This is a genomic window from Lactonifactor sp. BIOML-A5 (genome assembly GCF_009677585.1).
Taxonomy (GTDB): Bacteria; Bacillota; Clostridia; order Lachnospirales; family Lachnospiraceae; genus Lactonifactor.
Window position 1 is genome coordinate 1 of record NZ_WKYV01000021.1, and the last position, 22,233, is coordinate 22,233.

At 45.1% G+C, this 22,233-nt stretch carries 22 protein-coding genes; 5 read left to right on the forward strand and 17 right to left on the reverse strand.

The annotated features are described in order from the left end of the window. Positions 1-122: 122 nt before the first annotated feature. Together GKG41_RS15470 and GKG41_RS15475 are read right to left on the reverse strand one after the other, a co-directional pair. Positions 123-1,379 (reverse strand): DUF4179 domain-containing protein, encoded by a 1,257-nt coding sequence (locus tag GKG41_RS15470; protein WP_154260247.1) that lies wholly within the window; start codon positions 1,377-1,379, stop codon positions 123-125. Then, on the reverse strand, positions 1,369-1,902 hold the full coding sequence (locus GKG41_RS15475; RefSeq protein WP_226904312.1) for a sigma-70 family RNA polymerase sigma factor: 534 nt from the start codon (positions 1,900-1,902) through the stop codon (positions 1,369-1,371). The genes GKG41_RS15470 and GKG41_RS15475 overlap by 11 nt, the downstream gene beginning before the upstream one ends. 188 nt (positions 1,903-2,090) lie before the next feature. On the opposite strand from GKG41_RS15475, the gene GKG41_RS15480 reads away from it, so the two are divergent. Next, on the forward strand, positions 2,091-2,873 hold the full coding sequence (locus tag GKG41_RS15480) for an EFR1 family ferrodoxin (RefSeq protein WP_154260252.1): 783 nt from the start codon (positions 2,091-2,093) through the stop codon (positions 2,871-2,873). A 74-nt stretch (positions 2,874-2,947) separates the two neighbouring features. On the opposite strand, the gene GKG41_RS15485 is transcribed toward GKG41_RS15480, so the two are convergent. The 7 genes from GKG41_RS15485 to GKG41_RS15515 form a co-directional block, all read right to left on the reverse strand. Next, the gene (locus GKG41_RS15485; RefSeq protein ID WP_154260254.1) at positions 2,948-3,547 is read right to left on the reverse strand and encodes a (p)ppGpp synthetase; all 600 of its coding nucleotides are present in this window, start codon (positions 3,545-3,547) and stop codon (positions 2,948-2,950) included. Between the two features lie 155 nt (positions 3,548-3,702). Further along, positions 3,703-4,806 carry an N-acetylglucosamine-6-phosphate deacetylase gene (gene nagA / locus GKG41_RS15490; RefSeq protein WP_154260257.1) on the reverse strand — a complete coding sequence of 368 codons (1,104 nt, stop codon included), beginning with the start codon at positions 4,804-4,806 and terminating at the stop codon, positions 3,703-3,705. A gap of 3 nt (positions 4,807-4,809) precedes the next feature. Then, positions 4,810-5,553, reverse strand: a complete 744-nt coding sequence (gene nagB, locus GKG41_RS15495) for a glucosamine-6-phosphate deaminase (protein WP_154260259.1) — start codon at positions 5,551-5,553, stop codon at positions 4,810-4,812. Positions 5,554-6,862: 1,309 nt separating this feature from the next. Further along, the gene (locus GKG41_RS15500; RefSeq protein ID WP_154260261.1) at positions 6,863-7,345 is read right to left on the reverse strand and encodes a hypothetical protein; all 483 of its coding nucleotides are present in this window, start codon (positions 7,343-7,345) and stop codon (positions 6,863-6,865) included. Between the two features lie 236 nt (positions 7,346-7,581). Further along, positions 7,582-8,091: a helix-turn-helix transcriptional regulator gene (locus GKG41_RS15505; protein ID WP_256282416.1), complete on the reverse strand. Its 510-nt coding sequence runs from the start codon at positions 8,089-8,091 to the stop codon at positions 7,582-7,584. A gap of 121 nt (positions 8,092-8,212) precedes the next feature. Beyond that, positions 8,213-9,079 carry an alpha/beta hydrolase gene (locus GKG41_RS15510; RefSeq protein ID WP_154260266.1) on the reverse strand — a complete coding sequence of 289 codons (867 nt, stop codon included), beginning with the start codon at positions 9,077-9,079 and terminating at the stop codon, positions 8,213-8,215. 63 nt (positions 9,080-9,142) lie between these two features. After that, on the reverse strand, positions 9,143-10,471 hold the full coding sequence (locus GKG41_RS15515; RefSeq protein ID WP_173015638.1) for an MATE family efflux transporter: 1,329 nt from the start codon (positions 10,469-10,471) through the stop codon (positions 9,143-9,145). Between the two features lie 144 nt (positions 10,472-10,615). On the opposite strand from GKG41_RS15515, the gene GKG41_RS15520 reads away from it, so the two are divergent. Continuing rightward, a complete protein-coding gene (locus GKG41_RS15520) occupies positions 10,616-11,437 on the forward strand; it encodes a MerR family transcriptional regulator (RefSeq protein ID WP_173015637.1) in 822 nt (273 codons plus the stop codon). A 3-nt stretch (positions 11,438-11,440) separates the two neighbouring features. On the opposite strand, the gene hcp is transcribed toward GKG41_RS15520, so the two are convergent. Both hcp and GKG41_RS15530 read right to left on the reverse strand, forming a co-directional pair. Then, the gene (gene hcp, locus GKG41_RS15525; RefSeq protein ID WP_347563341.1) at positions 11,441-13,033 is read right to left on the reverse strand and encodes a hydroxylamine reductase; all 1,593 of its coding nucleotides are present in this window, start codon (positions 13,031-13,033) and stop codon (positions 11,441-11,443) included. A gap of 40 nt (positions 13,034-13,073) precedes the next feature. Further along, a complete protein-coding gene (locus tag GKG41_RS15530) occupies positions 13,074-13,676 on the reverse strand; it encodes a 4Fe-4S binding protein (RefSeq protein ID WP_154260273.1) in 603 nt (200 codons plus the stop codon). A gap of 116 nt (positions 13,677-13,792) precedes the next feature. Here GKG41_RS15530 and GKG41_RS15535 point away from each other — a divergent pair, with 116 nt between their 5' ends. Further along, the gene (locus GKG41_RS15535; protein WP_154260275.1) at positions 13,793-14,458 is read left to right on the forward strand and encodes a Crp/Fnr family transcriptional regulator; all 666 of its coding nucleotides are present in this window, start codon (positions 13,793-13,795) and stop codon (positions 14,456-14,458) included. 37 nt (positions 14,459-14,495) lie between these two features. Here the strand turns inward: GKG41_RS15535 and GKG41_RS15540 are convergent, their stop codons facing one another. Genes GKG41_RS15540 through GKG41_RS15565 form a run of 6 tightly spaced genes read right to left on the reverse strand, consistent with a single transcriptional unit; the run spans position 14,496 to position 19,874 of the window. Beyond that, complete coding sequence (locus tag GKG41_RS15540; protein ID WP_154260277.1) at positions 14,496-15,974, reverse strand: L-lactate permease; 1,479 nt, start codon at positions 15,972-15,974, stop codon at positions 14,496-14,498. 33 nt (positions 15,975-16,007) lie between these two features. Continuing rightward, positions 16,008-16,928: a hypothetical protein gene (locus tag GKG41_RS15545; protein ID WP_154260280.1), complete on the reverse strand. Its 921-nt coding sequence runs from the start codon at positions 16,926-16,928 to the stop codon at positions 16,008-16,010. Between the two features lie 33 nt (positions 16,929-16,961). Beyond that, a complete protein-coding gene (locus tag GKG41_RS15550; protein WP_154260282.1) occupies positions 16,962-17,864 on the reverse strand; it encodes a thiamine pyrophosphate-dependent enzyme in 903 nt (300 codons plus the stop codon). A 15-nt stretch (positions 17,865-17,879) separates the two neighbouring features. Then, on the reverse strand, positions 17,880-19,058 hold the full coding sequence (locus GKG41_RS15555) for a transketolase C-terminal domain-containing protein (protein ID WP_154260284.1): 1,179 nt from the start codon (positions 19,056-19,058) through the stop codon (positions 17,880-17,882). Next, positions 19,058-19,324, reverse strand: a complete 267-nt coding sequence (locus GKG41_RS15560) for a 4Fe-4S binding protein (protein WP_199884602.1) — start codon at positions 19,322-19,324, stop codon at positions 19,058-19,060. The genes GKG41_RS15555 and GKG41_RS15560 overlap by 1 nt, the downstream gene beginning before the upstream one ends. A gap of 10 nt (positions 19,325-19,334) precedes the next feature. Then, positions 19,335-19,874 carry a 2-oxoacid:acceptor oxidoreductase family protein gene (locus GKG41_RS15565; RefSeq protein ID WP_154260287.1) on the reverse strand — a complete coding sequence of 180 codons (540 nt, stop codon included), beginning with the start codon at positions 19,872-19,874 and terminating at the stop codon, positions 19,335-19,337. A 276-nt stretch (positions 19,875-20,150) separates the two neighbouring features. Between GKG41_RS15565 and GKG41_RS15570 the strand changes: the two genes are divergently transcribed. Both GKG41_RS15570 and buk read left to right on the forward strand, forming a co-directional pair. Further along, entirely contained in the window at positions 20,151-20,918 is a 768-nt protein-coding gene (locus tag GKG41_RS15570; protein WP_154260289.1) for an IclR family transcriptional regulator, read from the forward strand. A 218-nt stretch (positions 20,919-21,136) separates the two neighbouring features. Beyond that, positions 21,137-22,219, forward strand: coding sequence for a butyrate kinase (gene buk / locus GKG41_RS15575; protein WP_154260292.1), 1,083 nt, complete (start codon positions 21,137-21,139; stop codon positions 22,217-22,219). The last annotated feature ends 14 nt before the right edge of the window (positions 22,220-22,233 follow it).

Below are 22,233 nucleotides of genomic sequence, written 5' to 3' on the forward strand. Positions count from 1 at the left end.
ATAATTTTCAGGGGCAGGCGTGATTCGTATGAATCACGCCTGCCCCTGTGTAGGGCTATCTATTTCCCGACAGCCCCAAAATCATCTCAGGGTGTCCCAAAACAAAGATGCCCTGTCCCTAATCACTTTTCCAGCACTATTTCCTCCGAATATAACGCACATGCGGCGGCCTTTTCCTGATCTTTTGCTTTGATGGCCGTAATATCATCTACAATTACATACAGAGATAACTTCGTAATTTCTTTTTCCTTCAGTGCATAGGTTTCATAGACTCCCATATCCTCTACCCAGCGCACTCTCTGTCCATCCTGATCGAAAACAGCAACTCCTATATGAAGAGGCTCGGAACTGTCCAGATAGGCCTCTGTATAGAATTCTTCCGCCTGTTCTTTTCCCAATGCCTCTTCTGCCTGTTTTTGGGCATCGTCATATATCTTCTTGATCTGCTCTGACGGTATTTCAGGTTCTATGGGTTCTACCTTTACCTCATAAGGGGTAACCATAACTTTGCCTATGCCGATACCATCCTCATTGGTGTTGTTTATTTCATATGTCTGAACATTGTCTGAGGTAACAGATACTGGTATGGTAAGATCCCATTCCCCCCGAAAGAAGCATATCCCTTCATTGCCTTCCCCTGCCACATCACTATCTACGGTACCTGATTTATCGCCCCAGTTAATTGTATCCCAGGACACTTTCAGTTCGTAAGGCGTATCTATTGCATGTAATTCTTCCATCAGGTTAATTTTCACGACTCCCAGAAACGTAGTTCCGTTTACCTGTTTCCCCTCCAGGCTGAAATCGTAATCCTTTTCCTCTGAACCGTTAATGGAATAGCTGCCCAAAAGCTGTACCAAATCAGCCTCTCCGGCTCCATCTCCCCATCCTGCATACTGATTATCATACCCCCACATAACTCCCAGAGAATCTTTTCTTTCCATTGCTATTGTGATAAACAGTGAAGTCCCGTCGCAGTATACTTCTGAGGCTGTCAAAGTGATATCTCTGTCTGTGGCAGAATAAGCCTGTGCAGATACCTCCAATTCCTTCTCCCCGCCTTCTGCACCCGGGTCATTGACGGTATTCTCTTCAGGGACCAGCTTTTGCGCTTTATGGGAATAATCGCCTGAAAAAGAAATATCCTTTTCCACTTGTGCAAAGATATCCCCGAGCAGTGGCAGCTTACTGGCCATCACCGGGTTGGCAATGCAGACTACAACGATACAGACAAATACAGCCGCCAGACTCCCCACGCTGACCATGGTATATTTTTGTATCTTCCGCCTCCTTTTCCTTTTTAAAATACCTATACTTTTCTCTATGGTTTTGTCCAGTTTTTCTTCCGGAATCGGAATCTTATGAAATTCATTGTACATATATATAATCCTCCCTGAGATACTCTTTCAGCTCTGACTTTGCTCTGTGCAGATAGGACTTTACGGTTCCCTCAGGAATCTCCATGGCATAAGCAATCTCCTGTATCTGCATTTCGTTAAAATACTTCAAGATAATAACTGTTTTGAATTTTTCCGGCAGAGCATCTATTGCATCGTATAAATCCCATTTTTCCTCCAGTCCCAGCCCTTTTTCCGCTTCTCCTGTATACGAATCCTCATACTTTTCATATCTGTCACTTTTGCGCAGGTGATCCACTGCTGTATGGATTAGAATTCTGGTCAGCCATGTCTTAAAGTATTCAGGCTCCTGTATGTTTTTAACTGATTCAAACCCCTTTAAAATGCAGTCCTGGACAATATCCAGTGCACTCTGCTCTTCTTTTGTATATGTATAAGCCATACGGTATAAATACTTCTTATATATCTCCACCAACTGTCCATAGGCATTCACGTTGCCTCTTGCGGCCTTTTTCACCAGCTTTAACTCTTTCTTATCTATCACCTTACTGGCAACCTTCCTTTCTGCAAGCTCCCGGGTAAGCTTTTGCTTTTTCATTGTACAATAATTAGACGGTACAGGGAGTGTAAAGGTTGCAGAAAAAAAAGATTTTTGCTTCTTTCTGTTAAAATTAACGCCATTGACCCCAAAAGCGTGATGTGATAGGATGTTATAAGATTGGAGGAAATAAAATGCAAATCAGAAAAATTACTCAGTGCTATTTTAGTCCGAGAGGTACTACAAAAAAGGTGGTTACCGCCATTGCCCGGCAATTCAGCGGTCCTAGTGTATCCTTTGACCTGATGGAGCAGCCCTTGACTAAGCAGGAGCAATTATCCAGTGATACCCTACTCATTATCGGCATGCCTGTCTATGCCGGAAGGATTCCCAAGATGTGTGCAGAAATGCTTAAAAATTTGAGAGGTTCCAATACGCCCGCAATTGCAGCTGTGGTATACGGAAACAGAGATTACGATGATGCCTTAATAGAATTAAGAGATCTGCTGAAGGAAAACGGTTTTTCTCTTATCTCCGCCGGTGCTTTTATAGCACGCCACTCCATATTTCAGGATGTGGCTCCCAACCGTCCGGACACCAAAGACAGACGAATCTTAAAAGAATTCAGTGAGAAATCCTCTGTCATTCTAGATAAATTTAAGGAAAATACCGCCACAGACCTTCAGGTGAAGGGGAATTCTCCTTACTGCCAGCCTGGAAATGTACCATTAAAGCCCAGTGGAGATAAAAAATGTACAGCCTGCGGTCTTTGTGTCAAAGTCTGTCCAACTCATTCCATAGATATTGCCAATCCAAAGAAAACAAAAAAAGACACCTGCATCTCCTGCGGTGCCTGCATCCAGATTTGCCCGAAAAACTCCAGGGGATATCATGGACCTTTATATAAAATTGCGGCCAAAAAATTCGGAAAAAAATGTGCGGAATATAAAAAGCCGGAATTATTCTACCTTACATAATCCGGGGGTTAAAAAAGGGGACGTGTTCTTTTTAAAAGGAACACGTCCCAAATTCGATCCGGCCTGTCCCCAATTCAAATTGACCTGTCCCCGGTGCTGTCTTCAAACTTCTTTTCTATCTCCTGAAGCATCTTGGCATAGGATAAGAACTCTCCTGCCATCTTCTCTTTGTCCTCACACGTTCTCTTATAGCAGATTCTGTGCTCCATACTTGCCCAAAAATCCATAGACATTGTACGAAGCTGAATCTCTACGGGGAAATACGCCATACCGTCTTCATAGTATACCGGTACCCCCAGAACAAGGTGATAACTTCTGTATCCGTTGGGCTTTGGTTCTCTTACATAGTCCCTCTCTTTTATGAGCACCAAATCTCCCTGCTTTTTAATGGTGACAACAAGATGGTATATATCCTCTTCAAAATAACAAATCACCCGGATTCCGGCGATATCCTGCAGGTTTTCTTTTGCGTCCTCGGGATGGGATTTTAGCTTCAGCCGCTTTAATTTTCCTTCGATACTTTCCTTTTTCTTAATCCTGTGCTGAATATAGTGAATCGGACAATTCTGGTACTTTTCTTCCAGATTGTGATTCAATGCCTCCAGTCTGGACATCAGAATCTGGCTGGCATCCATATACGGCTGTACTAAATCGTTATACTGCTCTATTGTCATAAATACTCCCCTTTATATGTATATCCAGTGTCCTCACCACAACCACCACTTTATCCCAGAATTGTGTCTATTCTGTGATAAAAACTTAAAACTACTATTAAGAAAAGGCAGGTGCTGTCATACCAAACAGCTCCTGCCTTTCTTCTCAGTAAATGCTAAATCACCTGGATAAGATTCAGTTTGTCATCCACAAGTAACAGATCAGCCTCTTTGCCGACTGTCACTGATCCGGTTCTGTCATAGATTCCTATGCTTTTGGCGGGATTTCTGGTGGCGGCCAGAACTGCCTCTTCCTCCGGTACTCCGAAGGATATTGCCTTTCTCATACAATCAAACAGATTGGTAGCCGAACCTGCTATAGTACCGCTGTCCAGCACTGCTTTCTGATCTTTCACCGTAACTCTTTGGCCACCCAGTTCATAGGTACCATTCTCCATACCGGTTGCCATCATAGAATCACTGATAAGTGCCACACGCTCCGGTCCGAACATCTTAAAGGTTGCTCTCACCACTGACGGATGAATGTGGATTCCGTCACTGATTAACTCCACAACACACTGTGGATCATCCATGGCTGCCCCGATAAGACCAGGTTCCCTATGGGTAAATGGCTGCATCGCATTATACAAGTGAGTGATATGATGCGCTCCCCGCCTCATTGCTTCTCTGGCCACCTCATAATCTGCTGAAGTATGGCCAAGGGAAATACATACTTCATCTTTTACATGATCAATAAACTCCATAGCCCCCTCTGCGGTAGGTGCCAGGGTCACCAAACGAATCAAATGACCACACTTCTCATTACATTCCCTGAAGAATTCCACATCAGGCTTAACAATATATTCCTCTACATGGGCGCCCTTTTTTTTCACATCAATAAAGGGACCTTCCATATTAATTCCCGGAATAGAGGCACAGCCTTCTTTTCCCTCCACTTCTGCTGCTGTACCAAAGATAGCAAGCAGCTGATCTTTGGGCAGTGTCATAGAAGTCGGGCAGTAAGACGTAATTCCATGTTCCCTCTGATACTTTAGGATTATTTCAAGACCTTTTGCATCTCCGTCGGAAAAATCATGGCCATACGCACCGTGGCTGTGGATATCTATCAGGCCCGGAATCACCTTCCTTCCTGACGCGTCTATCTCAGTTACATCTGTCACTTCCTCCCGGGAAGCTACAATTTTATGGTTCTCAATATAAATATCCCGAACCGTGTATTTTCCATCTTCCCCGAAGACAGAACCATTTCTAATTATCATTCCTTACAGCACTCCTTTTTCTCTGCATAAGGAGAGAGCTGCTTCATCTGCAATAATTACTACATCCGTGTGCAGCTGCAGAGCGGAAGCAGGTACTTGAGGGGTAATTGGTCCAAAACAAGAATCATAAACAGCCTGGGCTTTTCCTTCGCCGGAAGCTACCAGCAGAATTTTTTTGGCTGCCATTATATTGCCTACTCCCATGGAATACGCATATTTCGGCACATCATCAATGCTGTCAAAAAATCTGGCATTAGCCTGAATGGTGCTCTCTGTCAATGCAACGCAATGAGTTCCCTTTTCAAATGCATCTGACGGTTCGTTGAACCCAATATGACCGTTGCCGCCGATGCCCAGCAGCTGAAGATCCACGCCGCCTGTGGCTTCTATCACTTTATCATATCTGCCGCACTCATAGACAGCATCCTTTTCCAGTCCGTTTGGCACAAAGGTTTTTTCCTTATTAATATTTACATGGTCAAAAAGATTTGTATTCATAAAATACCGGTAACTCTGATCATTATCGCCCGGAAGTCCTTTATATTCATCCAGATTAACCGTAGTCAGTTCGGAAAAATCAAGATCTCCCTGCTCATACCATTTTACCAGCTGCTGATAAGTCCCTACAGGTGTAGAGCCTGTGGCAAGCCCTAAAACCGCATCAGGCTTCATAAGAATCTGCGCCCCAATGATACTGGCCGCCTTTTTGCTCATTTCCTCATAATCCTTAACTGCATAAATCACCATATTACCCCAATCTCCTTTTCATCATTATTTATTATGATCACCTTTGTAATCATCATTATAAAACCTGTTGATTTTATTTTCAATATTTTATCTTATTTTGAAAATACTTTCAAAATTTGTGCATAATACACGTAAAATATGTAATATAAAGAAATAAAAATAGGCTGTTTTACTTTCTCTCTAAAAGTATTTTCGGCCCGGTTCTACAGATTTTATATTCGTATAACAGTGTAAATATATCATTTTCCTGTGCAAAAAACAAGAAAAAAACTGGCAGGCAGGATTCACTCACCGAAGGGCGGACGTTTAAACAGCCATATTTTACTGAAGAAAGGGCCTGACAATACGCAAGAGGGTGCGGATGTGTCCTTAATGGCAAGGTGCTTACAGGCAATTACGCCCTAGCCTTAACATTTTCGACTGGGTTACTATCTGCCCATTTATTTATGGAATAGTACAACATAACAAGTGCTGTACTGAGCATTATCCCGCCTACAATATCAGTAATCCAGTGAGCACCGGACAGACCCCGTCCAATGACCGTATAACTTGCATAGATGCCACAAACAGCATTTACTATATTCTGCTTGAAATTATGCAATAGAATTGCATCAGAGACGTAGGCATAATGCCCAGCATATCTACTACAAGCAGCGTATGAAAATGTTGGTTGACTTGTGAAAACCAACTGATGAACCCTGTGGGCCGATTGGACGTACATCAATTAACCTAATCACCACTATATATAGGATGAACAAAGCCCACAGCCCTACAGTTACAATAAAATTGCTTTAAATTTTATTCTTTGTTTCTTTCATTTGTCTACTCCTTTTTGTTTAATATGAATGGCTCTTACCTAAACATAATTTAACTTCAGAGTGCAAAAAATGAAAGAATTTCACTGTCACATCTATGATACGCTTCATGTCATAGGCGTTTTAGCAATGGGATAAAAAACAACATCACAACAGAACAATCTATTAATCCAAATACTAAATCACATATATGCTATGTTTTTTGGTTACTATCTTTTTCGGCGATGCAAATCAGTTCTCTATTGGATAACAACGTCCTTATTCCCATTTTGATATGGCAGTCCTTGAAACAAATAACATTTCAGAATACTCTTCTTGTATTAATTTTTTTGTTTCCTAAGAGCTGGCAGCTTTTCATGAAACTCCATAAGCGTTACACCTTGATTTTTAAATACGGCTACAACTATATTTGGTCTTTCAATTTATGGAATAGGGGCAGTGCATACAAAATCTAAACCGCCCTAACTGACTCCAAAGGCCCCTTGCTGAGTTCTCTATTCTACTCGTAACTTAAGCTCCCCTGAAAAATACTTTCCGCTGACACCGATATAGTTGCTGGCTGTCGGCAAGGTGACAGAAACCTGTTTTTTCTCCTCCGTGTTTACCAACACCTGTTTTTCCTCATCCCCAGAGATAAAAAACACTTCTGCTTTTCCGTTCTCAATAGTGAGTTCACAGGTTACCGTCAGTTCATCGCCGTCCTCACGCTCTCTGGCCGACGTCCCTCCAAAGAGCATCTCTGTTCCTGAAAAATCCTCATACACTGCATGATAAGTTCCCACATAACTATCCAGACCTTCTTCCCTTTCCCCTTTCAGCAAATTTGAAGCCGTAAGCTCCAGTGCACCTATTGTTTCTACAGCACTGTGATATTTGTTTAGTGCTGCCTCTTTAGTACAGCCAATAAAGGTGAGAGGCAAAACGGCAAGTACTGCGCCTCCAAGAATTATTATTTGTATCTTTATTCTATTGATCATATGGATTCTCCTTTGTTCTTATATCTCGATGTATGATATACCCAAAGGCGCCTCTTCTCCCACACCCTTTAAGGGACGTACGACATACACCGAACGTTTAAATATATTATAGAGAATCCATTTTTGTTCTGCCATTGATTTTACTTACAATTAGAAAGATTGGCTTACATTTTCGTAAGAAATGTCCCAATTATCTATCTTCAAAAAACTATAATACCGCTCTGATTTCATCCCAACTATTGGCGGTGAAGAAGTTTCTTTTTCAGTACTTTGACTTTATTTATGTGTCTGCTTGTATACATTACAGCCGTTATTAATGCACCCAGGGCCAGACCTTCGCAGAAGTCCGCAAATGCCCCCGGAACTCTTCCCTCTGCCATCCCTGTGCAGTCCAAAGCTAAGAAAATAAGAAAAGATATAACACCTACCCAGGCAAAAACATGCAGTTTTTTCATCAGCTTTATCTTCTCATCGCTGCTATAGTCTGCAACCTTCAAAACCGTCTCTTTAATTTCTTTATCCATAATCATCCCGCCTTTCCTTTCTCCATCAATCAGTTCCCCTATCTCTACCTCATAAAAATCTGCTATCTCAATAAGGAGATCTAAGTCCGGCATATTACTGCCTGTTTCCCATCGTGATATAGTCCTACCTGATACATTTAATTGTTCAGCCAGTTGTTCCTGGGTCAGTCCTTTTTCTTTGCGCAGTTCTTTAAAGAAACTGCCAGTTTTTTTCTGATCCACGGCAAAGCCTCCTTTCAGCCATATAGTAACATTTCACAGTAAGCAATATACACGACACAAAGCGGGAAAAGTCATATATTTGCTGTAAAAAGCGGGTAGACATGGAATGTCTGGTGATACTTTATCCCCTCTCCGACAAAAACGCAGTAATAACCCTCTCATATCCCTCTGTCTCCAGCAGCATGGCCAGATGCCCTCCGCTGATATCTCTGCGGATCACAGGCTCTGGCATGATATCTTCCAGGGCTTTTTTCACAGTATGGTTAAATGTAGTATCTTTCTCTGACAGCATCAGCAGAACCTTTCCTCTGTACTTTAAAAAATCCTCCGGTGTGTGATCCCAGCAATTCTTAAGATCCAGAACCAGCCTGCAGACGTGTTCCACATAGGAGACCGGCAGTTCCTCCATAAGCACACGTACAAACTGTGCCACATACTCTTTCTGGCCCTGGCTGTACCCTGTCAATTTTTTATTCACCATGGGCCAGAGAGCGGATTTTATAAGTCCCAGGGGAACATGCCGGAGGACCTTGGTGATCTGCTGCAGTTCTCTGATCAGAGCCTCCATCCCTTCTTTGCCTTCTCTGTCCATGTCCTTGGCCAAGGTCCCTGTATTTGTCAGGATCAGACCTTCGACTGCCTCAGGATGATTTTTAGCCAATACCTGTGCCATCAGTCCCCCGTAGGACTGTCCGAACAAATAGTTTCGATCCGCTCCGAGCCTGAACAGCAGGGCAGCCACTGCGTCTGTCAGTTCCCGGCAGGTTGCGTACCCCTCCTGATAGTCAAAAGCCAGTACGGAGTATTCGGAAGACAACGACTGAAAAAGCTCCCAGAACAATTCTGTTTTTCCAATTCCTCCTGTAAATAATACGATGGTAATTTCACCGCCGCTGTGATATCTGTAAAAAAACTCTTTTCTTTCTATCTCTGCTCTCTGCAGAGGATATGCATTATGAAATTTTCTTAATTCGTCCTGTATACTCATAAAATCTCCTCACCTGATCCGCTGTCTATTAGATAGTATGATTCTACCACGGAAAACGTCTTCTTAATACCCATATTTCTTCTTATACTTTTCAAAAAAGAAAAAGGACAGCACTGCCGCCATCAGTTCCGAGACCGGCACTGCCAGCCACAGCCCATCCAGTCCCCACAGTACGGGGAGTGTCACGACTGCTCCTATCAGGAATAGAAATGTTCTGCTGAAAGAAATGACTGCAGAAATCAGGCCATTGGACAATGCTGTGAAAAGCATGCTGGAAAAAGTATTAAAACCCACCAAGAGCAGTGCAGCGGAAAAAAGTTTATTACCTCGTATGGCTAACAGGTATGCTTCTGTTCCCGGATGTGCAAATATACCAACCAGACTCTCTGAACCGGCAACTGCACATATTGTTGTAACTGCAGCAACCAGGCCGATAAAGAATAAGCTGATGTTTCTAAGCTTCCTCAGTTTTTCCCTGCTATTCCCCCCATAGAAATAACTGAGAAGAGGAGATACTCCAAACATATACCCCATATACAAGGCACTCATGAACCCGAATACATAAAAAATAATAGTGCTGGCGGCAACTCCAGCCTCCCCTGCGTATCTGAGCATACACTGGTTAAAAAGCAGCATTACAACGCCGCTTACCAGATTTCCTGAGAATTCGGAAAAGCCGTTAGAAGCTGTCTTCAGAAGTATTCCCGGCCGGAATCCGGGCATAGCAAAATGAAGCATATGCTTTTTACGCATAAAGTATACTGTCATAGTGAGGCAGGGAATCATCATTCCCATGCCGCTGGCAATGGCTGCCCCTTTCATTCCCATGGAAAACACTTTTATCAGCAGATAATCAAATAGAATATTAAAGATTCCCCCAAAGATTGAGCTGAACATGGCAAGGCCGGATCCTCCCGAAGCGATAACATACATTTCAAGATTAGAAAACAGCAGATGAAAGACTGCAAAGAACATATATGAAAACAGATATTCTTTGCAGTAAAGGGAAACCTCCGCGGAAGCATGGAAAACGCCCGACAGCTGCCCTGCAAAAACAGTTCCCGTAATTGTAAAAATGCCGCCTATCAGCAGATTGCAGAGCATCAGCATGGTAAAGTCCTCACATGCCTCCCTGTGACGCCCCTCTCCCATCTTTTTCATAACAACAGCGCTCCCCCCGGAGGCAAACATCGCGGCAACTGCTGTGAGTATATTAAAGTAAGGGGAAATCAGGGTCAGCGCAGACAGTGCCGACTCACCTATCAAATTTGCCACAAATATACCATCAACCATAGAATACAGCGACTGCACCAGTGTCATTACAATTGTAGGCAGTGTAAACTTCAGTACACTGCCCATACGAATGGGTTTTTTATAAATTTCATGAATCATTGCGAATAATCCTCCCTGCCTTGACTTGAGTTTTTGGAAACCTGTGCCCTCCCGCAGTACTTGCATTGGGGAGCGCCCTTTGGGTATAATAAAGGATACAGTAACTGTAATGTCAAGAAGAATTTTTTACGGAGGAGGATGCCAATGACCCCCCAAAAGCAATTGTTTACCGCCGGGGAATTCGCCCGGCTGACAGGCGTAAATAAGAGAACGCTGCACTATTACGATGAGATCGGCCTGTTCTCTCCTGCCCAAAAGGGCAGCAACGGATACCGGTACTATACTTATGAACAGAGTCTGACACTGGAAATGCTTCTGGCCTTGCGGGAAGCAGGTATGTCAATCAATGAAATCCGACATTATATGGACCACCGTTCCGCCAGGCTTTTCCACGAGATGGTTCGGCAAAAGACCTCTGAAATTGATGCCTCTGTCAGGAGACTGAAGGCCATAAAGGAGATTCTGGAAGAAAAGGATAAAATGCTGTCTCTCTCCGAATCGGCAAAGCTGAACCAGATAACCATAAAAGACTGCCCGGAAGAATATCTGGCATTAAGTCCGGCGGTCTCTGATCCAGAGCAGGAGATGGCTGCACTCATCCGGCACATGAAGGAAATAACAGCCTATACTCCCTACCGGAAAAGCTTCGGCAGTATGTTGTCGGCAGAGAAGATACAGGCAGGCAATTACACGGATTATGACTATCTGTTTACACGAATCAGCAGGCCCAAGACTAAAAAAGGCCTTTACAAAAAGCCCAAAGGCAGGTACCTTCAGGCTTTCTGTAAAGGAAGCTGGGATGATATCCCTTCTGTATATCAAAAACTTATGTCTTACGCGGATTCCCACGGGTTACTGCTGCGGGGGTATTCCTATGAGATAGGCTTAAATGAGATGGCCATCACCCGGATGGACGAATATGTGACTCTCATATCTATTCTGTGTACAGAGCGTATGGATGCCTGACCCCTACACCTGCAGTATTCTTGCCAGATCTTCTTTCGGGGTACTGATAGGCGCAATGTGATAATTCTCTACCAGATAGTTCAGTACATTTTCAGAGACAAAAGCAGGCAGACTTGGCCCCAGATATATATTCTGTATTCCCAGATGAAGAAGGGTCAGAAGGATACATACTGCTTTTTGCTCGTACCAGGAGAGAATCATAGACAGAGGCAGCTCATTCACACTGCAGTCAAATGCCTTTGCCAATTCCACTGCCACCATAATAGCGCTGAAAGCATCGTTGCACTGCCCCATATCCAGGATTCTGGGCAGCCCGCATACCGTTCCCAGATCCATGTCGTTAAAACGGTATTTTCCGCATGCCAGAGTAAGAATCAGGCTGTCCTTAGGCGCCTCCTGTACAAATTCCGTGTAATAATTTCTTCCTGTTTTCGCCCCGTCACAGCCTCCTACCAGGAAGAAATGGCTGATCTTTCCGGATTTGACACCTTCAATCACAGTGTCGGCAGCGCCTAAGACAGCGTCTTTCCCGAATCCGGTAGTCACCTGGGTACCTCCGTTTATGCCTGTAAAGGTCATATCCTCCGGATATCCACCCAGCTGCAGGGCCTTTTCTATTACAGGTGTGAAATCCTTCTCCCCGCCGATATGGGTCATTCCCGGATAGGCAACTACATCTGTAGTAAACACTCTGTCTTTATAGCTGTCTCTTGGCGGCATAAGGCAGTTCGTGGTAAACAGTACCGGTGCAGGCAGATCTGCAAATTCCTTCTGCTGGTTCTGCCAGGCGGTTCCGTAATTTCCTTTCAGGTGGGAATATGCCTTTAATTTGGGATACGCATGCGCCGGGAGCATTTCTCCATGTGTAAAAATATTGATTCCTTTTCCTTCTGTCTGTTCCAGAAGAAGCTGCAGGTCACGGAGATCATGTCCGCTTACTACAATAAAGGGGCCTTTCGGGACAGAAAGAGGAACGGTTACAGGAGAAGGAATCCCATAGGCAGTTGTATTTGCCCTGTGGAGAAGCTCCATACATTTCAGGTTAACCTCGCCCACCTCCAGGACCAGAGGGAGCAGCTTCTCCATGGGGAGTTCCGCTCCCACCGCAAACATTCCTTTGTAAAAGAACTGGTTTACCTCTTCGTCCGAATATCCCAGCACCATAGCATGATAGGCATAGGCCGCCATTCCTCTTAATCCGAACAGCAGAAGGGATTTTAGGGAACGAATATCCGGTTCCTCCTTCCATAGCTTTTCCATATCGTATTCGTCATTTCTCCCGCAGGGCGTCCTGCACACAGAGCACTGTGACACCAGAGCTTCCTTCTCTCTTCTCACTTTTTTAATTTGTGACTGAATGGATTCCTGGTCAAAATTTACATTCGTCAGTGTGATAAATAATCCCTCAATCATAGCACGGTGGGTACTCTCCTGAGGCATAGTTCCCTCCGCCGCCCTGGACAAGGCTATGAGTGCTCCTGTCAGTTCATCCTGCAGTTTGGCAACATCTGCACTTTTTCCGCAGACTCCGGCTTTTCCTGTACAGCCGGTACATCCGGCTGTCTGTTCACATTGATAACAAAACATGTTTCCCATAGTATTGATCTCCTTTTCTCTATCCCGTTAACGGGTTGTTTTACTTCAGAATGTTACCCTTAATTCCAATTGTTACGGTGTGTACCTGTAAATTTTTCCCGCTGTTTTTCACAGCATCCTCCACTGCCTGCACCATTCCCCGGCAGCAGGGCACTTCCATGCGCACAACCGTAATATCTTTAATCTCATTTTCCATGAGAATAGATGCCAGTTTCTCGCTGTAATCTGTACTGTCCAGTTTCGGGCAGCCGATCAGCGTTACCTTATCCTCCATAAATTCCCGGTGGAAATCTCCGCAGGCATAAGCCGTACAGTCCGCGGCAATCAGCAGCCTTGCGTTCTGGTAATAAGGGGCTGACAGGGGTGCCAGTTTAATCTGTACCGGCCACTGCCGCAGACATCCGTTTAATTTCTGAGGCTGGCTGCCCGGACATCCCTGGAAAGGGGCTGCCTCTCTCTCTTCAAAAGATATGGCGCCTGTAGGACAGACCGGAAGACAGTCACCCAGGCCGTCGCAGTAGTCTTCCTTCATCAGCCTGGCTTTGTTATCTACCATTTCTATGGCACCTTCATGGCAGGCTTTTGCACACAGACCGCAGCCATTGCACTTTTCTTCATCAATTTTAATTATTTTTCTCAGCATAACTTCAGCCTCCCTGAGTCAAAATGTATCGTTACCTTTGGTTTCTTGACTATCTGAGGAAAGCATACTATACTTGCAGTAGTAAATCGGTTGTTTTTACAACAAAAAGAGGGAAAATGAAAAAACAAATAGAAATTCTAAAAGATACACCTCTGTTTTTCGGGGTGCAGGAACATGAGATCGAGGAAATGCTTGGCTGCCTGTCCTCTTCGGAAAAGACTTATAATAAAGGCTCTTATATTCTTACCGCACAGGATCCTCCTGTTAATGTGGGGATTGTACTGGAAGGCAGCGTTCATGTGATCAAAGAAGACTTTTGGGGAAACCGGGCTATCCTGGCCAGAATAGGAGCAGGAGGCATGTTCGGGGAGGCTTTTGCCTGTGCACAAGCGGACCATCTTCCGGTAAGTGTGGTAGCCAGAGAAGACACGGATGTACTTTTCATTGACTATAAACGGATTATTACCACCTGCTCCTCTGCATGCCATTTTCATAGCCGTCTCATAGAGAACATGCTTCACATCCTGGCAGAAAAGAATATCCTGCTCACCCAGAAAATGGAGCATATTGTCAAACGGACAACAAGAGAAAAGCTCCTGTCCTACCTCTCCTGGCAGGCAGTGCAGGCCGGTTCCTCTTATTTTATGATTCCGTTTAACAGACAGGAACTGGCAGACTATCTGTCCGTAGACAGAAGCGCCTTGTCCAGTGAACTGGGAAAGCTGCAAAAAGAAGGAATTCTGGAGTATCACAAAAACCAGTTTAAGCTGATTCATGCCTGAGGTTTCCTCCCGGTCTCTCAGGCATGAACACGCTGCATTATGTGCCAAAATTAGGGAATAAAAGGTATGCATATACCATGGACAAAACGCAGTAAACGATTGTCATAATAATAAAAGCTTTAATAGTCCTTTTAAAAACTTCTCCTTCGGCATTCTTTAATCCCAGAGTTGCATTTACCGCAATAATATTATTCGGACAAATCATATTGCCCAGGGAACCTCCCGCGCTGCTGCTCGTAACCGCTACTATCTGGTTGATGCCAAGTGTAGTTGCCGCTTCCAGATGGAGCATGCAGAACAATTTATTGGATCCCAGGCAGGATCCCGTAATAAACGCTCCGATTGCACCGATAAGGACAGAGACTGCAGGATAAAACTTCCCGGCCAGGTCAGCCAGAAACTGAGCAATCTGGGAGATCATACCCGAACTGTTCATCAGGTTTGCCAAAGCGTAAAGGGAACACAGTGTGATAATAGGTTTGATTAATTTTAAAATTGCATTCTTCTCGCACAACAAAAATTTATCTGCGCACCCCATAAAAAATGAACTGATGAGAACTACAATATGAATAACAGCCCCAATCCAGGTGGCATAGCCGTACTTCGTAAGTGCACTCAGCGGAAAGCTAAAGCGCACCGCAGGCAGTAAAATCAGGAGCAGAAGATAGGGCAAAAAGGCTTTGAAATTTGACTGATTTGTTTCAAACTCTGTGGAAGAATCATTTATGTATGCAGCATTTTCCCTGACGCCCACCAGCTTTAAATAAGCGACGGATATAATCACGCCCACTACACCGGATATTAAATCTGATAGTTCGGCTCCGATAAAGTTAGACACTAAAAGCATAGCTATACTCATGCCTATACATACCGTCGCCAGATATCCCCACATACCTTTTAAACTTTTGGTCCCATACAAGACAATCAAAAGAACAATTGGCACCACCAGGCATCCTACCGCCAGAAATCTTCCTGTCATGGCAACAATATCCTCCAGCGGTACGGTCCCTGTAATCGCGCTCATGCCGGCAATTGTAGGAACTCCCGCACCTCCAAAGCACGGCGGCACCCCATTGCAGATCAGGCAGGCGGCGGCAGCCACCAGGGGCTGAAATCCCAATCCCAGCAGGAATGGGGCCAAAATTGCGGCCGGCGCACCATTTCCTGTGGCTCCTTCAATAAATACTCCCAGACAGAAAGCAATGAGTACAATTTGCACGCGGCGGTCTCTGGTGAGAGAACTAACCGTTGTTTTTATGCGATTCATGCCCGTGCTGACCTGCATTAATTCTAACAGAGAAAATGCGCCCCATACCAGAAATGCCACCTGCAGGGCAGCTATCACACCGCTCCTGGAAGTATCAAGCATACCGGCCGGTTTTCCGGAAAATGCTGTGACTGCAAGTAAAAATGTAATGGCGACGCCTATCAGAGCGACTATCCAGGCCGGTTTTTTCAGTATTACAATTCCAACTAATACGATTAAAATGGGAATTATTGCTAATAATAGAGACAATAAACTTCCCCCTTTCTGCAGAATGCCTGTTCACTAATAATTTGCACTTGCTATCATACCGCTTATTTTTTCCGCAACCTTGTCCAGTTCGAGTCTCCTCTCTGGGGTGAGCTGTGGAATAATCACTTCCTTCACGCCTCCACTTCCCAGTTTCACCGGCAGGCCCATGGCGCATGAGGAATACCCCAGATGCTCACAAAGCGGCGTCGAACATGGGAGGATAAGATCCCTGTCCTTCACAATAGCTTCCACCATCATTGACATTGTTACTCCGGAAGTATAGCCGGTAGTCGTGCCCGTCTCCAAATCCGTCCAATGCCTGAACCATTCACCGCATTCCCTCTCTATCTGCGACTGCTCTTCCTGGGTAAGTTCCAGGGGAACACCTCCATAGGTCATGGACTCATACAGCCGAAGAGCTCCGCCCCCGTGTTCACCGATACACAGTGCGCCGATATTTGCATATTCTTTTCCTGTAATCATTTCAGTGGCCCATTTGAGGCGAATCGTATCATTGCCTGCCAGACCCAGAAATTGTTTTTTATCCCAACCCAGCAGCTTTTGGTAGATGTAGACAAAGACGTCCACCGGATTTGCAGACACAATGACAACCGTTGTCGGCTTACAATGTTTCTTTAATTGTTCACAGATGGGAGCTATAATTTCTACATTCATCTGCAGCTCCTGCGCCCGGTCTTTGATCTCCTTAGAAAACGGCTTTGCTGCAGCACTTAGAATGATGTCACAGTCAGAAAAATCCGAATACTCTTTTGCCAGAGAAACCTTTGTCCGGCTCACCGGAAGAAATGCCTGGTTCATATCCATCACATTAGCTGCCGCAAAATTCTCCTTCACATCCATTAATTTTATTTCTTCCACACAGTCCCGCAAACCCACACAAAAAGCGGTTGTCGCTCCCAGGCGCCCCGCGCCTCCTATTACACCGAATTTCATATTTCTGCTCCTTTCTATCCTTCACTCCATTCCTTATTCTGCCAGCCTCATAAGTATATGGAATCTCTGATCCGCTATCTGCTGAATACTGTAGATATCTTCATCTGTAAGATTCTTGAATTTTCCAATCCCCTGTATAAAATCCTTTACAGATATAGGTGTTTTATTGCTCACATTCATGTGATACCCGTCCTCGTCCATCTCCCATAGAGGAAACATGTTAGACCTTACGGCATTTCTGGCTACCTCAATGGCTTTTTCCGGGGAATATGCCCATCCCGTAGGACAGGGAGAAAATACATGCAGATAGGCAAAGCCTTTTTTGCTGGCCGCCAGCCCTTTCTCTACTTTTCTCACAAAGTCTGCCATGTGGGACGGTGACGCCGTTGCGCAGTAGGTCAGTCCATGCATGGACATAATCAGAGGAAGATACTTCTGCTGCTGCTGTTTGCCGTTTATCACCGTTCCTATGGGGGTTGTGGATGTCCTGGAACCCTTAGTCGTTGTGGAGCTTCTCTGATAGCCGGTATTCATGTACCCCTCGTTGTCATAGCAGACATAGAGCATCTTTTCATTTCTCTCCGCAGCTGCTGAGAGACTTTGAAATCCGCAGTCGGCTGTGGCTCCATCCCCTGCGATTCCTATAATATTCACCTCTCCCCTTCCTTTCCGCTCATACATCTGACTCAGCCCGGTAAGGAAGGATGCTGTATTATCCAGCAGAGGGATATGCACAGGAATCTTAAGGCCGTTGGCGTAATTCCACCCTACCACACCGGCTCCCGCCATGCATCCCGGGGGAATCCCGACAATCGTGTTTTTACCTGCTATCTTCAGAACTGTTCTAAGTATCAACTCTCCGCCGCACCCCTGACAGGCAGACATGCCCGGAGTTACCTGATCTTCTGCTTCTTTTAATATATCAATATAGCTCATTTATCTTCCTCCTATCTAGTCAACCATATACCACTGGGTTTCTCTTTCCCCCGGTTCATTCTTATGGGCGTCCAGATTTCTGATTGTCTCCATCATCATTTCAATGGAAATATCTGCGCCCCCCAGGCCGCCGATTGCGGAAAAATGGCAGTATCTGCTGTCAGCGTCCGCAAGTGCCGCCTTGATTTCCATATGCATAGGTCCCTGGCACCATCCAAAACTTACACTTCTGTCGATCACTGCAAACGCTTTCTTATCTTTCAAAGCATCTCTTATTTTCTCTGCCGGAAACGGCCTTGTGAAGCGCAGTTTAAGCAGGCCTGCCTTAATTCCCTCTTTCCTGGCCAGATCCACCGCATCCATTCCTGTTCCGGTCATTCCCCCGATGGTTACGATGACAACATCCGCATCCTCTGTCCGGTACTGAGAGACTGCTCCGCCGTAATAGCGTCCGAAGGCATCTCCAAATTTCTTGTCCACCTCATCAATAACTTCCAGGGCTTTCTTCATTGCATCCAGATGAGATTTTCTGTATTTCATCAGAATGGGACCTGGTGTAAGAGGATCCAGGGCAAAGGGATGATCCGGATCCAGCACCCCGTGGTGAAAGGAAGGCGGCGGCAGGAATCTGTCCACCTCTTCCTGCAGGGGAAGATCCACGCCCTCTGTGAGATGAGAGCTGTAAAATCCATCGTAGCAGACATTTACTGGGAGTAATACCTCCGGGTGCTCGGCCAGCATATAGCTCTGGAGGATCATATCCACGATCTCCTGGTTACTGTCACAGAACATCTGAATCCATCCCGCTTCACGGACACTCATTGCATCCTGCTGTCCGCTCCACACAGTCTCCGGAGAGGTCATCTCTCTGGTAGCCAGAGCCATAACCATAGGAAAACGCAGGGTAGACATACGAAAGTAGGGTTCATACATCAGTGCCAGCCCCTGGGCGGACGTTGCTGTGAACACTCTGCCGCCTCCGGCAGCTGCCCCCTGAACCACACTCATAGCGGAATGTTCCGATTCTACCTGCACCAGGTTGGCATCTATGGCTCCGTCGTGAACCAGTCCGGCCAGATATTCCACTACAGACGACTGGGGGGTTATAGGATAGGCGGCAATCAAATCCGGATGACACAATGCTGCAGCTTCTGCCGCAGAGTAATTACCTGTAAGAACTTTTATCTTGCCCATTATCTTGAACCTCCTTCCAGTACCATAGCAATCGCACCTTTTTTGCACTCATTGGCGCAGATCCCACATCCTTTGCAGTAATCATAAGTAATCTCAAACCTTTTACCCACGGCGATAACGGCATTGACCGGGCAGCTTGCCAGACACATACCGCAGTCGATACATTTTTCCTTGTTCATCACTGGACGGTATACTCTCCAGCTGGCTGTATCGAGAATATACATTCCTTCATCCCCGATGGGTGTTATATGTAAATGCTTCACCATAAACTTCCTCCTACTCTTTTAAGCCGGCAGCCTGCCGGTAAGCCTTTTGGGCAGCCTCTCTGTTTGCAGCTCCAAAGGATGCCTCCACTTCCTGAAACAGCACATCTTTGTCCACCAGTCCCGAAATTTTGGCGAATGCCCCCAGCATCGCCGTGTTGGGAATATTGCGCCCCAGAAGCTCTTCTGAGATTCCGGTTGCATCAACTACAGCAACCTTCCCTGCACAGGAAGGAACTCTCAATTCCTCCGGGGTTTTGACAGAATTAATAATTACAGTACCACCCTCCTTCAGACCTGCATATGTACTTGGAAGGGATACCAGAGAGTCATCTAGTATCATCAGAATATCCGGTTCATACACCTGCATCTTTCTGCGGATGGGTTCATCGGAGATTCTCAAATAGCCAAATACCGGGGAGCCTTTTCGTTCTACCCCGAAAAACGGAATAAACTGGCCATACTTTTCTCCGGCTACGGCAGCCTTTACCACTATCTGGGAAGCTTTTACAACTCCCTGGCCGCCACGGCCGTGCAAACGGATTTCTTTCATGCGCATTTCTCTCCTTTATAGTTTATTTTACGAGTAACCTTTTGTTTTTCGTTTTGCATGTAAAAACATTGTTTTATATAATAAACACTTTGTATCTTTATAATATATTTAGTTTTTAATTCTGTCAACTATTCTTTAGCTGTAAAAGTGTAACATTTTTCATGTCCATTTTTGTCTATAATATATAAAACATTCGTTTACTATGTGAAACAATCGTTGACGGACAAACTGTTTCTTGTTACACTGAAACCATATTATCCAAAGGAGGAATGCCACTTGAAAGAAACCGCCAATAACGAAAAATATATTCTCCATTCTGTGGAAACTGCGCTTTCCGTTATGGATCTCTTTTTTACTTACGAAGAACTAAGCCCCAGCGATGTAACCCGCTATCTGGGGATTAACCGCAGTACTGCCTTCCGTTTTCTGGTGACTCTCGAGCAAAGCGGCTACATTGTTAAGACAGAAAATTCTAAATACCGTCTCAGTGTCAAAGTGTCAACGCTTGGCCAGATTGCTCACAACCGCATGGAACTTATCGGACTCATACATCCTCATCTTTGCCGTATCTCAGAGGCAACCGGAGAGTCTTCCCATTTGGTCATCATGGACAATCCAACTCATGTTACCTTTGTAGACAAAAGCATCGGATCCCTGTGGCTGAAAATGGATATTCTTCTGGGTTACACACAGTATGCACACCTCACAGCTACCGGAAAGTCCATACTTGCCTACGAGTCAGATCAGTTCATCAACCAATACATCCGCTCTGCAGTCTTTGAGCAGCACACACCATACTCCATTAAAGATGCCAAAGAACTGCTGAACATCCTGGACAAAGTAAAAACCGATGGATATTCCAGTGATAACGAGGAAACAGAGATCGGGCTGTCCTGTTACGCCGTACCAATCCTCTCGTTTTCCGGAAGGCCCGTGGCCGCAATCAGCTCCTCCGGACCGACCACAAGGATGCTGGCCAATAAAGAGAAACATCTGGAAGTACTACACAATGCAGCAGAGCAGATCCAAAAAGGGTTGCAGTAAAAAAGGGGGACGTGTTCTTTCTAAAAAGAACACGTCCCCAAATCGATCAGGGGTGTCCCGAATTCACTTTGCCCTGTCCCCTTTTTATCTTTCTTAATTTTCATATTGACTCCCATACCCTTATATGATATATTCTGATCAAACAAGTTCATATATTAAAACGTCGTTTATTATATTAAACACTTTGTAAATTGCATTAATATCATAAGGAGGCGTTTATGAACTATCGACTGCTAATTATTAATATGGGCTCTACCTCCACAAAGGTAGGTGTTTATACTGACGACACTGCGCTCTGGGTTCAGTCGATTACTCATCCCAGGGAAGTGATTGCAGGATATCTGCATTTTATGGATCAGTATGAGTATCGTATGAAGGCAATCCTCTCTCTGCTGAAGGAAAAAGGTGAACTGCTGGAAGCTTTTCACGCTATTGTAAGCCGCGGGGGCACAATACAGCCTGTAAAGGGAGGTACCTATGAGATCACGCGCAAAATGCTTGCGGATTCCCAGTGCGGCAGATACGGGGATCATCCATGCAATATCGGAGGGCAGATCGCCTATGATCTCGGACAGAAATACAATATCCCGGCATTTACCGTAGATCCCCCGGTATGTAATGAAATGTGTGAGGAAGCAATTTATTCCGGCCTTCCGGAGATTGAAAGGATTGCTTCATTTCAGGCTCTGAACCACCGTGCCACTGCGAGAAAATACTGCCGGGACCACGGAGTGGATTACTCAGAGGCTCATCTGATAGTGGCTCATATGGGCGGTGGAATTACCGTTGCCGCCCATGAGCAGGGCAAAATTATTGATGTGAATAATGGACTTGCAGGGGATGGTCCTTTTGCTCTGGAGAGAAGCGGTGACCTCCCGGTAGGAGAATTGATTAAGCTTTGTTACAGCGGCCGGTACACGCAGGATGGGATGCTCCGCAGGGTAAATGGGCGCGGAGGCATGGCGGCATATCTGGGCACAGTAGACGGACAGGAGGTTCAGCGCAGAATTGATTCCGGCGACAAAAAGGCTGAATCTGTCACCAGAGCTATGGCTTATCAGGTTTCCAAGGAAATCGGAGGAATAGCCACAGTGATGAAAGGAAGGATAGACGCCATAGTTTTGACTGCTGGTCTGGGATATTGGGAATATTTTGTCAATCTTATCAAAGAGAGGGTCTCCTTTCTCGCTCCTGTCGCTGTCTATCCAGGGGAAAATGAGATGGAATCCCTGGCTTTGGGTGCTCTCCGTGTCCTGAGCCGGGAGGAACCTATACAGAATTACGATGAACAGTCTGCCTGAGAAAGGAGGATTTC

Coding starts and splice junctions, on each gene's coding strand:
- GKG41_RS15470 (WP_154260247.1), bottom strand. CDS start 1,379: ATGTACAATGAATTTCATAAGATTCCGATTCCGGAAGAAAAACTGGAC.
- GKG41_RS15480 (WP_154260252.1), top strand. CDS start 2,091: ATGCAAATCAGAAAAATTACTCAGTGCTATTTTAGTCCGAGAGGTACT.
- GKG41_RS15485 (WP_154260254.1), bottom strand. CDS start 3,547: ATGACAATAGAGCAGTATAACGATTTAGTACAGCCGTATATGGATGCC.
- nagA (WP_154260257.1), bottom strand. CDS start 4,806: ATGATAATTAGAAATGGTTCTGTCTTCGGGGAAGATGGAAAATACACG.
- nagB (WP_154260259.1), bottom strand. CDS start 5,553: ATGGTGATTTATGCAGTTAAGGATTATGAGGAAATGAGCAAAAAGGCG.
- GKG41_RS15500 (WP_154260261.1), bottom strand. CDS start 7,345: ATGATCAATAGAATAAAGATACAAATAATAATTCTTGGAGGCGCAGTA.
- GKG41_RS15510 (WP_154260266.1), bottom strand. CDS start 9,079: ATGAGTATACAGGACGAATTAAGAAAATTTCATAATGCATATCCTCTG.
- GKG41_RS15515 (WP_173015638.1), bottom strand. CDS start 10,471: ATGATTCATGAAATTTATAAAAAACCCATTCGTATGGGCAGTGTACTG.
- GKG41_RS15520 (WP_173015637.1), top strand. CDS start 10,616: ATGACCCCCCAAAAGCAATTGTTTACCGCCGGGGAATTCGCCCGGCTG.
- hcp (WP_347563341.1), bottom strand. CDS start 13,033: ATGGGAAACATGTTTTGTTATCAATGTGAACAGACAGCCGGATGTACC.
- GKG41_RS15530 (WP_154260273.1), bottom strand. CDS start 13,676: ATGCTGAGAAAAATAATTAAAATTGATGAAGAAAAGTGCAATGGCTGC.
- GKG41_RS15535 (WP_154260275.1), top strand. CDS start 13,793: ATGAAAAAACAAATAGAAATTCTAAAAGATACACCTCTGTTTTTCGGG.
- GKG41_RS15545 (WP_154260280.1), bottom strand. CDS start 16,928: ATGAAATTCGGTGTAATAGGAGGCGCGGGGCGCCTGGGAGCGACAACC.
- GKG41_RS15550 (WP_154260282.1), bottom strand. CDS start 17,864: ATGAGCTATATTGATATATTAAAAGAAGCAGAAGATCAGGTAACTCCG.
- GKG41_RS15555 (WP_154260284.1), bottom strand. CDS start 19,058: ATGGGCAAGATAAAAGTTCTTACAGGTAATTACTCTGCGGCAGAAGCT.
- GKG41_RS15560 (WP_199884602.1), bottom strand. CDS start 19,324: ATGGTGAAGCATTTACATATAACACCCATCGGGGATGAAGGAATGTAT.
- GKG41_RS15565 (WP_154260287.1), bottom strand. CDS start 19,874: ATGAAAGAAATCCGTTTGCACGGCCGTGGCGGCCAGGGAGTTGTAAAA.
- buk (WP_154260292.1), top strand. CDS start 21,137: ATGAACTATCGACTGCTAATTATTAATATGGGCTCTACCTCCACAAAG.